Genomic DNA, 14,212 nt, shown 5'->3' with positions numbered 1-14,212 from the left:
TAACCGAGCCTTGCGATGCAAACGCCGGAAACGCCGCGGCCCCGGCAACCTTCCCGATCAACACAGGAAGGCCCCGGGGCCGCGCTCGCGAATCAGACAAGATCAGTGGACGAGATGCGCCCGATCCGTCCACATGCGTTCCAGTCGCGTCTTGGCCATCAGCTTTTCTTTCTTCAGGCTGGCAAGGGTGACGTCATCCATGGGCAGCACGCCGATATCGGCGTCGTGCAACTTGCTGTCGAGCTCCCGATGATGCTGGTAGAGCCGGCGGAACTCCGCGTCCGCCTTCATCAATGCCTCGACATCATCACGCTGCTGGTTTTCAAACATGATCCGACCTCCTGCGAGTGAACAGGCGGATGCCGCCGGAGCGGCTTGTCCGCCAACGGTTGAATGCATGCGCACACCCACGACCCACACCGGATGACCAGGACGCGGGTGGGGCTGTGAACGTGAGATATGCGCATGATTCAGGTCAGTAACCCGGGCGGCGCAGATGCCTCCCGGGGCTTTGACCCTACACCGCTGTCGCACCCTTCGCAAGCCGATCGGGGGACTGTTTGCCGAATCGTGACTTGGGCATTAAATACCTGTCAAAACAGCATTTTGCGTGCATCTGATAGCAGCGTGCGCCACCGCGCGGAAACGCCCGCCGATGACTCGGCAAACCGCACCCCGCGCGTGCTTCAGTGCTTCTCCTGGTGCTTCTTGGCCGGCTTCTTCTTCTCGACCGCAGGCGGCGTCCCGGCGCTGCTCTCATCTTCCATCTGCGCACGCATCGCCTTGGCCGCCTGTGCCGCCAGCGCCGCCTCCCGACGGGCAGCACGCGCCACCTTGCTTTGCGCGGCGGCAAGCTTCTTCGCCCGCTCGGCCTCGGCACGCGCCTGGTCGGCAGCCTGCGAGTACTCCTCGCCCTGCGCCTGCAAACGCGCGGCCTCTTCCTGCGCCAGCTGGTTCTGCAAACGCTGGCGCGCCAACTGGAGGCGCGCCATGTCGGCCTCGCGCCGGCTGTTGGCCAGCAGGATCTGGTCGTGTTCACGATCAAGCTGGTTCAGCTTGTTCTGGGTGTCCTGCAGCTGGGCGGCGGTCTTGGCCAGATCCACGCGGCGCTCCGCCAGGTACAGGGCGTGTGCCCGATCACGTCGACCGGCCTGGGCCAGCCGGTTGATCGCGTCGCGGGCCCGCGCCTGCTCGGACAGGGCGTAGTGCCCGAGGGTGGGGTCATTGGCCAGCTGGCTCAGGCTGCCACTGAGCCGGCTGATGTCGATGTCATCCTCGCGGGCGTGCGCGGCGCCCACCACGGCCAGGGCCAATGCGGCGACGACAAGCATGCTTCCGAACCGGTTCATGGCTGGTCCTCCTGGCTGCCGGCGCTGGATGCCGGGGCCGGATTGTTGTTCGGCAAGGCCTGGAAACCACCATCTGCGGGGGCAGACAACACCGACGCGGACGGGGCCGGCATGTCCTGCATGGGCGGCGTCGCGATGGCATCGGGCGCCGGTGTTGGCGCGGCCTGCTCCATCTGCTTCTGCTCGGCTGCCAGTTGCTCGCCTTCGCGGCGCAGGCGCGTATTCTCCTGCAGCTTGCTCTGCATCTCGGCGCGGGCCGAACCCAGGCGGGCCTTGGTCCTGGCCAGCTCGGCATCGGCGCTGGATTCCTCGGCCAGATCGGCGGCGTCGGCAAACTTGCGCTCGGCCATGGCGGCCTGGGCCTGCTGGAACTTGTCCTGGGCAAAACCGAGATCCACCGGCGCATAGTCCGCCGCACCGGCATCGCGCGCGGCTTGCAGCATGTTCTGGGCCAGATTCATCGAGTCATTCGGCGGTGGCACGCTGGCGCAACCGGCAAGCGCCGTGGCCAGCACCACGGCGGCGGTCGCAGCCCGGAAGCGGCCCGGCAGCCCGGTCAGTGGGGAAAAGAAGTGCATCACAGTCCTCATGGTGTGTCGCAGCGTATTGTGGGCAGGCATAATCCGTCATTGCAATGTACATCGGGAATCAGGGGTAAAACGTGGACATCGGCTACTTCCTCAAGCTTATGGTAGACAAGGGCGCGTCGGACATGTTCCTGTCCACCGGCGCCCCGGTGAACATCAAGGTCGAAGGCAAGCTGTATCCCCTGGGCAATACCGGCCTGCCCAGCGGCATGGTCAAGAAGATCGCCTATTCGTTGATGGATGAGGGCCAGGTGCCCCAGTTCGAGCGCAATCTCGAACTGAACATGGCCCTGGCGGTGAAGGAAGCCGGCCGATTCCGCATCAATGTGTTCAAGCAACGCGGCGAAGTGGGCATGGTGATCCGCGCGATCAAGAGCGAGATCCCCAGTATCGAGCAGCTGCAGCTGCCGCCGATTTTCCGCGAGCTGATCATGGAGCCGCGCGGCCTGATCCTGGTGGTGGGCGCGACCGGTTCGGGCAAATCGACCACGCTGGCGGCGATGATCGATCAGCGCAATACGCAATCCCCCGGTCACATCCTCACCGTCGAGGACCCGATCGAATACCTGCATCGACACAAACGCTCGATCGTCAACCAGCGCGAGGTGGGCCTTGACACGCACAGCTATCACGAGGCGCTGAAGAACGCGATGCGCGAGGCGCCGGACGTGATCATGATCGGCGAGATCCGCGACACCGACACGATGGAAGCGGCGATTGCCTTCTCCGAAACCGGCCACCTGTGCCTGGCCACGCTGCACTCCAACAACTCCGACCAGACGCTGGAGCGCATCCTCAACTTCTTCCCCGAGTCGGCGCACAAGAACGTGCTGATGAACCTGGCCCTGAACCTGCGCGCGGTGATCAGCCAGCGCCTGGTGATCGGCAAGGATGGCCGCCGCATTCCTGCCGCCGAGGTATTGCTGAACACCCCGCTGATCCGCGACATGATCCGCCGCGGCCAGATCCACGAGATCAAGGAAGCGATGGACCGCAGCCTGCAGGAAGGCATGCAGACCTTCGACCAGTCGCTCTACAAGCTGTACAAGGAAGGCCGCGTGGAGCTGGAGGAAGCCTTGAGCAAATCCGATTCACGCGACGGCCTGGCGCTCAAGATCCGGCTCGCCGAAGGCGGCAAGGACAGCCAGGAGCTGGCTGGCAACGATCCCTACGGGATGGGGTTTTAGGGCGAGAAGGGGGGGGGGGGGCGAGAAGTGAGTGGAGAGGAGTGAGAAGTGAGAGACAGCACAAGCCGCTTCGACCTTCCCTCTCGTTTCTCACTCCTCTTCCCTCGCTCCCCGCTTTTCGGCGCATCCACCAGCGCTTCCGGCACGGTGTTGTCGCTCAGCATGGCTTCCATTGCTGGCGGGGCGGGAAGTGAGTGGAGAGGAGTGAGAAGTGAGAGATGGCACAAGCCGCTTCGCCCTTCCCTCTCGTTTCTCACTCCTCTTCCCTCACTCCTGGCTTTCCGGCGCATCCACCTGCACTTCCGGCGCCGCGCGCTGGAACGCGTCCAGCTCCTTGCAGGCGGCGTGAATCCGGGCAATGGTCGGGTAGTCGTCCATCGGCAGTTTCCAGCGCAGGGCGTTGTAGACCTGCGGCACCAGGCAGGCATCGGCCATGCCCGGTCGATCGCCGTGGCAATAGCGGCCGGTCGCCGCGCTGTCGCTCAGCATGGCTTCCATCGCCCTGAAACCTGCGCCGATCCAGTGCCGCGACCAGGCCGCGCGTTGGTCCTGACTGGCGGCGAATTCCGCCTCCAGGTGCTGCAGTACCCGCAGGTTGCCCAGCGGGTGTATGTCGCAGGCCACCGCCATCGCCAACGCGCGGACCTGGGCGCGACCGCGCACGTCCATCGGCATCAAGGCGGCCTCCTCGGCCGGATACATCTCGTCGAGGTATTCCATGATCGCCAGTGACTGGGTGATCACCCGATCGCCGTCGAGCAGGCAAGGCACCGTTTCCATCGGGTTTAGCGCCCGATATTCGGGCGCATGCTGCTCGCCGCCATCGCGCACCAGATGCACCGGTCGCGTTTCGTAGCTCAAACCCTTCAGGTTCAACGCGATGCGCACCCGATAGGCGGCGCTGGAGCGCCAGTAGCTGTAGAGCACCAAGCCGGTCGCCATGAGCCTTTCCCCTGCGTGGACAACCCGCAGTGTAGCCACAGTTGCCCATGATGCGCAGCACCCGCCATCGACAAATCGTGCCCTGCCCGGTTTGCATCGCTGCCAAAGCCACCGGACAATAGGCGGTTGATGCCCGAAAGGGCCCGTTGCGCCCACTTCCACCGGAGTTTTGCCGTGTCCGTCATCCGCATGAGTGACCTTGAACTGCGCGACAAGCGCGTACTGATCCGCGAGGATCTGAACGTGCCCTTCGACGACCACGGCCAGATCACCTCCAGCCAACGCCTCGATGCCGCCCTGCCCACCATCGCCGCCGCCCGCGATGCCGGTGCCCGCGTGATGGTGATGTCGCACCTGGGACGCCCCAAGGAAGGGCAGTTCGACGCCGAATCATCGCTGGCACCGGTCGCCGCGTGGCTCACCGAACAGTTGGGCTCACCGGTCCGGTTGGTCGCCGACTATCTGGATGGCGTCGAGGTGGCGCCAGGTGAAGTGGTGCTGCTGGAAAATTGCCGCATGAACGTCGGCGAAGGCAAGGACGACGAAGCCCTGGCCAGGAAGTACGCGGCGCTGTGCGACATCTTCGTGATGGACGCGTTCGGCACGGCCCACCGCGCCCAGGCCTCGACGCATGGCGTAATCCGATTCGCACCGATCGCCGCTGCCGGCCCGTTGCTGTGCGCCGAGCTCGACGCGTTGGGCAAGGCGCTGGAACAGCCGGCGCACCCGCTGCTGGCGATCGTTGCCGGCTCCAAGGTGTCGACCAAGCTGTCGCTGCTGGACAACCTGCTCGGCCGTGTCGACCAGCTGATTCTGGGCGGCGGCATCGCCAATACCTTCATTGCGGCGATGGGGCATCCGGTCGGCAACTCGCTGGTCGAATCCGACCTGCTTGATGTGGCCCGCCGCGTGATCGCGGATGCCAAGCGCCGCGGTGTCGAGCTGCCGATGCCGGTCGACGTGGTCGTAGCCCCCTCCTTCTCGGCACAGGCACCGGCCACGGTGAAGGCTGTCGATCAGGTCGGCGACGACGAGATGATTCTCGACATCGGGCCGGCCACGGCGCGGAACTATGCCGAACTGATCGCCAAGGCCGGTACCGTGGTGTGGAACGGGCCGGTCGGCGTGTTCGAATTCGACGCCTTCGGCAAAGGCACGGAGACTCTGGCCCGGGCGATCGCCGCCTCCGATGCGTTCTCGATTGCCGGTGGCGGCGACACGCTGGCCGCGGTGGACAAATACGGTATCGAAAAACAGGTCTCCTACATCTCCACCGGAGGTGGCGCGTTCCTGGAATTCCTCGAAGGCAAGGAACTGCCTGCGGTCACCGCGCTGAAGGCCCGGGCCGCAAAGTAGTGCTTTGCCTGTTTGATCTCGACGGTACCCTGATCGATTCCGAGCAGGGCATCACCGCCTGCATTCGCCATGCGCTGGCGCGGCTCGACGTAGCCGAGCCGGCCCATGAAGTACTGCGCGGCTGGATCGGCCCGCCGCTGCGGCACAGCTTCGCACCGCTGCTGGATCACGATGCCGAACGCATCGAAGCTGCCATCGGTTACTACCACGAACGATTCGACACCGACGGCTGGCGCGAGCATGTGGTTTATCCCGGCATCGATCCGCTCATCAGGCAACTGCTCGATGCCGGCCACCAGCTGGCCGTGGTAACCAGCAAACCGCACAAGCACGCGGCGCCGATCATTGCCCACCTGCCTTTTGGCGATGCTTTTCTGCGGCTGTACGGCCCCAGCCCAGACAGCGCGCACAGCGAGAAGGCCAGCATGATCCGTGCAGCCCTCATTGATTTCGATTGCCCGCCCACCGATGCCGTGATGATCGGTGACCGCCACTTCGATATCGAAGGCGCGACTGCCAATAACCTCCGTGGCGTCGGCGTCTTGTGGGGTTTTGGGAGCCGCGAGGAGCTGGAACAGGCCGGCGCCAGCGCCATCGCCGCGACGCCCGACGAACTGGCCTCGTTGCTGGCGACCACCGCGTAGGGAGGGCTCTGCCCGCCGCTCATCCCCACGACGCCCGGCCACGGCGGGCGGAGCCCGCCCTACCGACAACACGGCGGACGTCGTCGCGACGACACGGGACCAAGCCCCGTTCCGGGGCAAGTCCCACGCAGGGCGGGCTCTGCCCGCCGCTCAAGCTCATGACACTCGGCCACCGCGGGCGGAGCCCGCCCTGCGGCCCCGTGATCAGCGGATGACGCGTTTCACCGCATCAACCACGTGCGCCACCGTGAAGCCGAAGTGCTCGAACAACTGCGGCGCGGGCGCCGATGCGCCGAAGCTGCTCATGCCGATGACTTCGCCGTCCAGGCCCACGTACTTGCGCCAGAAGTCGGCACTGGCTGCTTCCACCGCAACGCGGGCGCGGCACCAGCCGGGCAGCACGCCTTCGCGGTACTCCAGCGGCTGCGCATCGAACACCTCGGTGCACGGCATCGACACCACGCGCACGGCGACGCCTTGCTGGGCCAGCGCGCGCGCAGCTTCCATGGCCAGCTCCACTTCCGAGCCGGTGGCGATCAGGATGGCCCGGAACTTCGTGTCCTGCGGATCGGACAGCACGTAACCGCCGCGCAGGATCTCGGCAACCTGCTGCTCGCTGCGCTGCTGATGCTTGAGGGTCTGGCGCGAAAACACCAGACACGATGGCGCGCCCTTGCGTTCGATCGCCGCCTTCCACGACGCAGCCGATTCCACGGCGTCGCAGGGACGCCACAACTGATTGTTCGGGATATACCGCAGGCTGGCCATGTGTTCGACCGGCTGATGGGTCGGGCCGTCTTCGCCCAGGCCGATCGAATCGTGCGTGTAGACGTGGATCGCATGGGCCGGGATCAGCGCGCTCATGCGCACGGCGTTGCGCGCGTAGTCGGAAAACACCAGGAACGTGGCATCGTACGGAATGAAGCCGCCGTGCAAGGCCACGCCATTGGCGATCGCGGTCATGCCGAACTCGCGCACACCGTAGTAGACGTAGTTGCCGTTGCCGTCGGCGCTGTTGCCATTGGCCGCATCCAGGCTGCCGCTCCACTTGGTGAGGTTGGAGCCGGCCAGGTCCGCCGATCCGCCAAGCAGCTCCGGCAGCAACGGGCCGAACGCATTCAGGGTCATCTGCGAGGCCTTGCGCGACGCGACTTCCGGACCTTCAGCCTGCAGCCTGGCGATGTAAGCCTGCGATTGTTCCGCCCAGTTCGCCGGCAGTTTGCCGGCGATACGGCGCTTGAATTCGGCGGCCAGATCCGGATGCGCTGCGGCGTATTTGGCGAAGGCTTCGTTCCAGGCCTGCTCGGCAGCGTGGCCGGCCGACTTGTGATCCCAGCCGGCGTAGATGTCGGCCGGAATCTCGAACGGCGCATGGTTCCAGCCCAGTTGCGCGCGGGCGGCGGCGATCTCGTCCTTGCCCAACGGAGCGCCGTGGCTTTCCTCCTTGCCCTGCTTGTGCGGCGCGCCGAAACCGATGATCGTCTTGGCACAGATCAGCGTCGGCCTGTCGTTTTGTGCGGTGGCGGTGGCGATCGCCTTCTTGATCGCCTCGGCATCATGTCCGTCGATACCGCGGATCACGTTCCAGCCGTAGGCTTCGAAGCGCGCCGGAGTGTCATCGGTGAACCAGCCGTGCACTTCACCGTCGATCGAGATGCCGTTGTCGTCGTAGATCGCCACCAGCTTGCCCAACTGCCAGGTGCCGGCCAGCGAGGCGACTTCGTGCGAGATGCCTTCCATCAGGCAGCCATCGCCGAGGAATACGTAGGTGTGGTGATCGACCACTTCGTGACCGGGACGGTTGAAGTGCGCCGCCAGGATCTTTTCGGCGAGTGCGAAACCGACCGCATTGGCCAGGCCCTGGCCGAGCGGACCGGTGGTGGTTTCCACGCCGGGGGTTTCGTTGGCCTCAGGATGGCCGGCAGTCATCGAATGCAGCTGGCGGAAGCGCTTGAGCTGCTCCATCGGCAGGTCGAAACCGGTCAGGTGCAGCAGCGCGTACTGCAGCATCGAGCCGTGGCCGTTGGACAGCACGAAGCGGTCACGATTGAACCACTTGGGGTTGGCCGGATTGAAACGGAGGAAATCGTTCCATAGCACCTCGGCGATGTCGGCCATGCCCATCGGCATCCCCGGATGACCTGATTTCGCTGCCTCGACGGCGTCCATGGCAAGGGCTCGCACGGCATTGGCGAGTTCGCGGCGGGTGGTCATCAGGCAATCTCCGGCGGGGCAAAAACGCGTATTGTCGCCGATCCGGACAGGCTCTGTCGCGCGCATGAGTAGGCCGCGGCCAGCCGGTTTGGGCCCGAAGCGGACAGGATCATGTCAAGTGCCACGCTTCAGCGCGCGTTCGGGCCGATTAACCCCCGCTTAATACTGAACTGATGAGTATTGAATCTTTCCCGCGGTGCCTCATCTAAGTCTCCGTGTCGATGTCCATCTTAGATGTCGCACGTTCGGCAACGGCCCATCCCCTCCCCCTCGGGCCGACTGTTTCGACTACTGGAGTGTCACCATGAAAACCAAGAAAACACTGCTCGCACTCGCCTTGGCCTCCGCCGGTCTGCTGGCCGTTCCCGCTGCGTTCGCGCAGAACGCCCCGGCCGACAATGCCGGCTGGTTCATCAACGGCAACGTCGGCCGCACCGCGATCGACCACGGTCCGTATGACGGGCACGACACTGGTTATGCACTCAATGGCGGCTACCGCTGGTCGCTGGCCCCCAACTTCGCCCTGGGCGCGGAAGTGGGTTACAACGATCTGGGCAACATCCACCCCAAGAACATCTTCAACAGCGACCCGGTCATCGCTGACCAAAAATCGCAGTTGCACGGCTGGACCATGGGCGCCAATGCTCACCTCGACCTGAGCCCCAACTGGTATCTGAGCGGCCGCGCAGGCCTGTACAGCTGGACGGGTCACGGCCTGAACAACGACGTGAATCCCGTGCGCAAGGGCCTGGACGACAACAGCTGGTATGCCGGCGCCGGTGTCGGCTACAACATCACCCCGAACCTCAGCGTCGGCGTCAACTACGACTACTTCGACGCCAAGAAGGATCGCGTCGACCTCAGCACGGACATGATCTCGGCCAGCGCCGAGTATCGCTTCTGAGTCATCGAGGCGGATTCCGACGCATCGTCGGGATGTTCACCTACAAGAAGGAGGCGCCGCGAGGCGCCTCCTTCGTTTTGTGTGTAATGCATCACTTTTATAATGCACGGCTGATGACCGTGCGCCACGGCGTGCGGAGCATCAGCAGGAGCAACAATCAGGAACAGCAAACAGGGGATTTTGATGAAGAAGACACTTTTGACGCTGGCCGTGTTGGCCGGCTCGACGCTGGGTGCCGCTGGTGCCCAGGCGAAGGACCTCACCGGTGGGTTCGTGAACCTCGGTGCAGGCCGCGTGAGCTACCACGCCACGTTGAACAATTACGACCTGGGCAGCGACCATGGCACGGCGGTGATCCTCAACGCCGGCTATCGCACCCAGTTCATCGGATTCGAGGCTGGCTACACCAACCTGGGCAGCATCAGCTACCGCGATGCCACGACGTACGCCAAGCTCTCGGGCGATGGCTGGACGGCCGGCATCAACGGCCACTTCAACCCCACCGACGCCTGGTATATCTCGGCTCGCGGTGGCGCCTTTGTGTGGAAGCTGCATGCCACGCTGCAATCGAGTGATCCAGCCAACACGTTCAACGAAAAGGGTGGCCGGCAGTCACTGGGCTGGTATGCAGGTCTGGGCACCGGCTACGACATCAGCAAGAGCTGGAGCATCGGTGCCAATTTCGACTACTACAGCATCTCCAAGCAAGGGCTGGACATCGGCAATCGCGTTTACACGGTGACCGCCGAGTATCGCTTCTGAGACGGGGCCAGCGGCCCCTGTCGACCAGAACAAGGCAAACAAGGAGGGCGCCCTGGGGCGCCCTCCTTGTTCATGCAGTCAACATGATCAAACGGCGGAATCAGCCGTTCCACTGCCCCAACGCGGCCAGACCATTGTCCTTGGCGCGTGCGTGCACGATTTTCTGTGCCTCGGCCACGTTGCCCTTCATGTCCTTGGCCCACAGTTGCAGCGCCGCCTGCTGCATGGCGCGGCCGTAGGAGAACGACAGCGGCCACGGGTGCGGTCCGATCTGATTCATCGCATTCAGATGCGAGGTCGACTGCTCGTCGCTCTGGCCGCCGGAGAGGAACACGATGCCCGGCAGCGAGGCCGGCACCGTCGACTTCAGCACGCGCACAGTGGCCTCGGCCACTTCCTCGACGTCGACCTGCTCGTCCGAATCCTTGCCGGGGATGACCATGCTGATCTTCAGGATGGTGCCTTCCAGCATCACGTTCTGCTCGTACAGCGCGTTGAACAGGCTGCGCAGCACGGCCTCGTGCACCTCGTAGCTGACTTCGATGCTGTGGTCGCCATCCATGATCACCTCGGGCTCGACCATCGGCACCAGACCGGCCTCCTGGCACAGGGCCGCGTAACGGGCCAGCACGTGGCAATTCGCCTCGATCGCGGTGGAGCTGGGATTCTCCTCGCTGATGTTGATCACCGCACGCCACTTGGCAAACTGCGCACCCAGCTTGGCGTACTCCTGCAGGCGCGGGCGCAGGCCGTCGAGCCCTTCGGTGACCACGTCGCCGGGGAAGCCGGCCAGCGGCTGCGGCCCCTTGTCCACCTTGATGCCGGGGATGATGCCGGCCTTCTTCATGACCTGGGTGAACGGCACCCCGTCCTTGGTCGACTGGCGAATCGTCTCGTCAAACAGGATCGCACCGGAGATGTGCTCGTTGAGACCGGGCGTGGTCAGCAACATTTCGCGATAAGCGCGGCGATTCTCTTCGGTGCTCTCGATGCCGACCGCCGCGAAGCGCTTGGTGATGGTGTTGGTCGACTCGTCAATCGCGATGATGCCCTTGCCGGGCGCAACCATCGCCAAGGCGATGCTTTCGAGATCTTCAATGCTCATGATGACTCCGCTGGCGGGATTGCTGCCCTGCCGCACAAGGTGAACGCCGCCTCGAGGGCGAAGCGGCGTGGTTCAAAAGGCGGATTATAGGCCAGATCGAGGCTGGCACGCTTCGATGCGGCGCCATGACTCACGTACGGCCATTCAGTTGACGTAGCCGGGCAACTTGCACGGTTCCATCAGCGCTTTCTGCGCTTCCGGGTCCTTCGGCGAGTTGAACGGCACGATGTAATAGGTGGCGACCGGCTGGTGATCCTTGTTGTTCAGCGACGGGCCGTAACGGAAGTTGGCCACGGCGCTGCGCGCCATCGAACCCAGGTCGCTGTTGGGCACCACCTTGGCCACCTGCACGTCAAGCGGCACGCCGTTGGCTCCCACCGTATAGGTCACGGCCACGCAGCCGGGCTTGGTCAGGTTCAGGCCGCTGTTGGGTGCGTCCATCTGCACCTTGGTATTGAGCAGAATCCAGTAGCGGTAGAGATTCTGCGGGTCGATCTTGATGGTCTGGGCCAGTACCGGCGCCACGAAACCCAGAGCAAGCGCCAGTGCCAGTGCCCGGCGCAAGGGACGAAACAGGGTCTTCATGACGATCTCCAATCTGAGGAAGGACGGCTCCAAGTGTAGCCCGCCGCTCGTGCAACCACAGTCAAGGCCACCACCACGGACATCGGAGTTTCAGCTTCGGGGATGCGCTGACCGGGTCAGAGCATCCCTAAAGATTGCGCAGGCTGTCGACCATGCCGTCGGGGCCGACCGAAAGCAGCTTCAGCGTATTGGTGCCACCGCCCCGCCCCACATGGTCACCGTGGGTCAGCACCACGCGATCACCTTCGCTGAGCCGGCCCTGGGCGAACAGCTGCCGGACCGCCGCCAGTGAATTGGCGGCCGAGCTCTGCGCGTCGTGGGTAAACGCCACCGGCTGCACGTCGCGCAACAGCAGCATGCGGCGGCGTGCGTCGGCAAGCGGCGACAGCGCGTAGATCGGCACGGCGGTACGATAGCGTGACAGCCACTGCGCGGTCGCGCCTGACTCGGTCAGGGCCACGATGGCGCGCACCCCGAGCTCGCCCGCCAGCATCATCGCCGCCAGCGCAATGGCCTGGTCGGTGCGATCGAGCCGGTGGCTGCCGGCGGTGAGGTCGTCCTTCGGTTCGAACTGGCGTTCGGCACCCAGGCAGATGCGGCGCATCGCGGCCACCGCCTTGTCCGGATGCGCGCCCGCGGCGGTTTCCTCGGACAACATCACTGCGTCCGTGCCGTCGATCACCGCATTGGCCACGTCGAGCACTTCGGCACGGGTGGGGATCGGCGAGCGCACCATCGACTGCAGCATCTGCGTGGCGGTGATCACCGCGCGGTTGCGTTGCACCGATTCGCGGATGATCTTCTTCTGCAGGCCGGGCAGCTCGGCATCGCCGATCTCCACGCCGAGGTCGCCGCGCGCCACCATCACCACATCCGAAGCGTCGATGATCTCGCCCAGCACCGGGATGGCGTCGGCCCGCTCGATCTTCGCCACCAGCGCCGCGCGGCCACCCGCCTCCTTGAGCAGGCGGCGCGCCTGGTGCATGTCGTCGGCCGAACGCACGAAGGACACGGCCAGGAAATCCGCACCGATCTCCGCCGCCAGCTTGATGTCGGCCTTGTCCTTGTCCGACAGCGCGGTGACCGAAAGCCCGCCACCCTGCCGGTTGAGGCCCTTGCGATTGGACAACTTGCCGCCCACCTTCACGGCGCAGCGCACCTCGCTGCCGGACACCTCGCGCACGGTCAATGCGACCAGGCCGTCATCCAGCAGCAGCACGTCGCCGGCATGCACGTCGCCGGGCAGCTCGTGGTAACTGACCCCGACCCGAGTGGCATCACCCGGCGGCACGCCGGCACGACAATCGAGCACGAAGTCGGCGCCCTCCACCAGCTCGACCGGACCATCGGCAAAAGTCTCGATGCGGATCTTCGGGCCTTGCAGATCGGCCAGCACGCCAACTTCACGGCCGGCCGCCTCCGACGCGGCTCGTACGGCCCGGGCGCGGGCGCGGTGGTCGTCCGGCTCGCCGTGCGAAAGGTTCAGGCGAACCACGTCGACGCCTTCGGCAATCAGCTTGCCGAGCATGCCGGGCGCATCCGTGGCCGGTCCGAGCGTGGCGACGATCTTGGTGCGGGTGGCGGGTAGGGTTGTTGTCATGGGTCGGGGCCTGGAGCGTTGTAGCGGGATTGGGTGTGGAGTGTTCGGTGTTCGGTGTTCGGTGTTCGGTGTTCGGTGTTCGGTGTTCGGTTTTCAGCTTTCAGTGGGCACTGGGCGGATTGGGCGCGAGCGCGACGTTGAGTATCTGGGCGAGGCGGCGGCCGGCTTCACGCAGGCGCTGGTCGGCAACCGGTAGCCAGGTGCTGACGTAGGCGGAATTGATCTTGTGGTTCTGGGGGTAGAAACCCGGTTCGGCCGTGATCCGGCAGGACTCCTCGGCCCATTGCGCGTACGGATTGTCCAGGGGGGCGATCGGTGGTGGCAGGGTCACCGGTACGGCGGAGTCCAGGCGCTTCGCGTATTGCTGCCAGTCGAGGTTGCGCGTGTACAGCATGCGCGAGTCCCAGATCTTGTGCAGGTTGGTGCCCTTGCCGTCGTACTGCACCTGATACGTGTTGCCACCCTTGTCATCCCGATAACCGGCATGCAGCGGCTGATGGATGTCGCCGACGAAATGCACCACGAACTTCAGCGCCTGGCGCCGCACGCTGTCAGGCTGGCTGCGATCGGCCAATACGGCGACGTAATGCTCCAGGCCACCCACCACGCAACGACCGTCGCGACAGTCGCGCGGCGGCACGTAATCGCAGGAGGGGCCGCCGTGGAAATTGATGTAGTGCTGGGTGCGCGTCTGCTTCCACAAGCTCGCCATCGCCGGATCGTTCTGCATCTGGTCGGGCCAGTTGGCGATATCGGCCAATGCCTTGATGTGCTCAGGTGCCAGCAGGCGCTCCACCTCGGCTTCGGCGGCAGGGCTGAGATGCCGCTGCGCCAATGCGGCCACCACGCTGTGGCCGAGCGGCCCCCATGCCTGGGCCACGGTCGCGACCAGAAACATCAACAAGGCAGCAGCAAGAGATGAGCCCAACTTGATCATGGCATGCTCCGGCGCGAAAACCCCAGTCTGCCATAGCGTC

General features: G+C 64.8%; 14 protein-coding genes. 5 read left to right on the top strand and 9 right to left on the bottom strand.

Annotation, left to right across the window (positions count from 1 at the left end; all coding sequences use genetic code 11):
- Positions 1-102: 102 nt before the first annotated feature.
- The 3 genes from AC0L58_RS02925 to AC0L58_RS02915 form a co-directional block, all read right to left on the bottom strand.
- On the bottom strand, positions 103-330 hold the full coding sequence (locus AC0L58_RS02925; RefSeq protein WP_473686514.1) for a YdcH family protein: 228 nt from the start codon (positions 328-330) through the stop codon (positions 103-105).
- A gap of 356 nt (positions 331-686) precedes the next feature.
- Positions 687-1,349, bottom strand: coding sequence for a hypothetical protein (locus tag AC0L58_RS02920; protein WP_473686512.1), 663 nt, complete (start codon positions 1,347-1,349; stop codon positions 687-689).
- The gene (locus AC0L58_RS02915; protein ID WP_473686510.1) at positions 1,346-1,927 is read right to left on the bottom strand and encodes a DUF4398 domain-containing protein; all 582 of its coding nucleotides are present in this window, start codon (positions 1,925-1,927) and stop codon (positions 1,346-1,348) included. Before AC0L58_RS02915 ends, AC0L58_RS02920 begins: the two co-directional genes overlap by 4 nt.
- A gap of 83 nt (positions 1,928-2,010) precedes the next feature.
- Between AC0L58_RS02915 and AC0L58_RS02910 the strand changes: the two genes are divergently transcribed.
- Positions 2,011-3,123, top strand: coding sequence for a PilT/PilU family type 4a pilus ATPase (locus tag AC0L58_RS02910; RefSeq protein WP_473686508.1), 1,113 nt, complete (start codon positions 2,011-2,013; stop codon positions 3,121-3,123).
- Between the two features lie 267 nt (positions 3,124-3,390).
- Here AC0L58_RS02910 and maiA read toward each other — a convergent pair whose 3' ends face one another.
- Positions 3,391-4,065, bottom strand: a complete 675-nt coding sequence (gene maiA / locus AC0L58_RS02905) for a maleylacetoacetate isomerase (protein ID WP_473686506.1) — start codon at positions 4,063-4,065, stop codon at positions 3,391-3,393.
- Between the two features lie 189 nt (positions 4,066-4,254).
- Here maiA and AC0L58_RS02900 point away from each other — a divergent pair, with 189 nt between their 5' ends.
- Entirely contained in the window at positions 4,255-5,421 is a 1,167-nt protein-coding gene (locus AC0L58_RS02900; RefSeq protein WP_473688539.1) for a phosphoglycerate kinase, read from the top strand.
- A complete protein-coding gene (locus AC0L58_RS02895; protein ID WP_473686504.1) occupies positions 5,421-6,065 on the top strand; it encodes an HAD hydrolase-like protein in 645 nt (214 codons plus the stop codon). Before AC0L58_RS02900 ends, AC0L58_RS02895 begins: the two co-directional genes overlap by 1 nt.
- A gap of 204 nt (positions 6,066-6,269) precedes the next feature.
- On the opposite strand, the gene tkt is transcribed toward AC0L58_RS02895, so the two are convergent.
- Positions 6,270-8,279 carry a transketolase gene (gene tkt, locus AC0L58_RS02890; protein ID WP_473686502.1) on the bottom strand — a complete coding sequence of 670 codons (2,010 nt, stop codon included), beginning with the start codon at positions 8,277-8,279 and terminating at the stop codon, positions 6,270-6,272.
- Between the two features lie 304 nt (positions 8,280-8,583).
- On the opposite strand from tkt, the gene AC0L58_RS02885 reads away from it, so the two are divergent.
- Both AC0L58_RS02885 and AC0L58_RS02880 read left to right on the top strand, forming a co-directional pair.
- Positions 8,584-9,183: an outer membrane protein gene (locus AC0L58_RS02885; protein WP_473686500.1), complete on the top strand. Its 600-nt coding sequence runs from the start codon at positions 8,584-8,586 to the stop codon at positions 9,181-9,183.
- A gap of 183 nt (positions 9,184-9,366) precedes the next feature.
- Complete coding sequence (locus AC0L58_RS02880) at positions 9,367-9,945, top strand: outer membrane beta-barrel protein (RefSeq protein ID WP_473686499.1); 579 nt, start codon at positions 9,367-9,369, stop codon at positions 9,943-9,945.
- A 100-nt stretch (positions 9,946-10,045) separates the two neighbouring features.
- On the opposite strand, the gene AC0L58_RS02875 is transcribed toward AC0L58_RS02880, so the two are convergent.
- The 4 genes from AC0L58_RS02875 to AC0L58_RS02860 all read right to left on the bottom strand — a co-directional run bounded on the left by AC0L58_RS02875 (position 10,046) and on the right by AC0L58_RS02860 (position 14,172).
- Entirely contained in the window at positions 10,046-11,050 is a 1,005-nt protein-coding gene (locus AC0L58_RS02875) for a class I fructose-bisphosphate aldolase (protein WP_473686497.1), read from the bottom strand.
- Positions 11,051-11,194: 144 nt separating this feature from the next.
- Positions 11,195-11,635, bottom strand: coding sequence for an energy transducer TonB (locus AC0L58_RS02870; protein WP_473686495.1), 441 nt, complete (start codon positions 11,633-11,635; stop codon positions 11,195-11,197).
- Positions 11,636-11,762: 127 nt separating this feature from the next.
- Positions 11,763-13,235: a pyruvate kinase gene (gene pyk / locus AC0L58_RS02865; RefSeq protein ID WP_473686493.1), complete on the bottom strand. Its 1,473-nt coding sequence runs from the start codon at positions 13,233-13,235 to the stop codon at positions 11,763-11,765.
- A gap of 100 nt (positions 13,236-13,335) precedes the next feature.
- Positions 13,336-14,172, bottom strand: a complete 837-nt coding sequence (locus tag AC0L58_RS02860; protein WP_473686491.1) for a S1/P1 nuclease — start codon at positions 14,170-14,172, stop codon at positions 13,336-13,338.
- Positions 14,173-14,212 lie beyond the last annotated feature (40 nt).

It is taken from the genome of Rhodanobacter sp. G2-10, assembly GCF_055809185.1.
The sequence above is the reverse complement of the archived record's forward strand: the minus strand, read 5'-3'. Positions and strand labels throughout refer to the sequence as shown.

Excerpts from the sequence above, each read along its gene's own strand:
- tkt (WP_473686502.1), bottom strand. The coding sequence starts at position 8,279 with ATGACCACCCGCCGCGAACTCGCCAATGCCGTGCGAGCCCTTGCCATG.
- pyk (WP_473686493.1), bottom strand. The coding sequence starts at position 13,235 with ATGACAACAACCCTACCCGCCACCCGCACCAAGATCGTCGCCACGCTC.
- AC0L58_RS02875 (WP_473686497.1), bottom strand. The coding sequence starts at position 11,050 with ATGAGCATTGAAGATCTCGAAAGCATCGCCTTGGCGATGGTTGCGCCC.
- AC0L58_RS02870 (WP_473686495.1), bottom strand. The coding sequence starts at position 11,635 with ATGAAGACCCTGTTTCGTCCCTTGCGCCGGGCACTGGCACTGGCGCTT.
- AC0L58_RS02885 (WP_473686500.1), top strand. The coding sequence starts at position 8,584 with ATGAAAACCAAGAAAACACTGCTCGCACTCGCCTTGGCCTCCGCCGGT.
- AC0L58_RS02860 (WP_473686491.1), bottom strand. The coding sequence starts at position 14,172 with ATGATCAAGTTGGGCTCATCTCTTGCTGCTGCCTTGTTGATGTTTCTG.
- AC0L58_RS02925 (WP_473686514.1), bottom strand. The coding sequence starts at position 330 with ATGTTTGAAAACCAGCAGCGTGATGATGTCGAGGCATTGATGAAGGCG.
- maiA (WP_473686506.1), bottom strand. The coding sequence starts at position 4,065 with ATGGCGACCGGCTTGGTGCTCTACAGCTACTGGCGCTCCAGCGCCGCC.
- AC0L58_RS02920 (WP_473686512.1), bottom strand. The coding sequence starts at position 1,349 with ATGAACCGGTTCGGAAGCATGCTTGTCGTCGCCGCATTGGCCCTGGCC.
- AC0L58_RS02880 (WP_473686499.1), top strand. The coding sequence starts at position 9,367 with ATGAAGAAGACACTTTTGACGCTGGCCGTGTTGGCCGGCTCGACGCTG.
- AC0L58_RS02900 (WP_473688539.1), top strand. The coding sequence starts at position 4,255 with ATGAGTGACCTTGAACTGCGCGACAAGCGCGTACTGATCCGCGAGGAT.
- AC0L58_RS02915 (WP_473686510.1), bottom strand. The coding sequence starts at position 1,927 with ATGCACTTCTTTTCCCCACTGACCGGGCTGCCGGGCCGCTTCCGGGCT.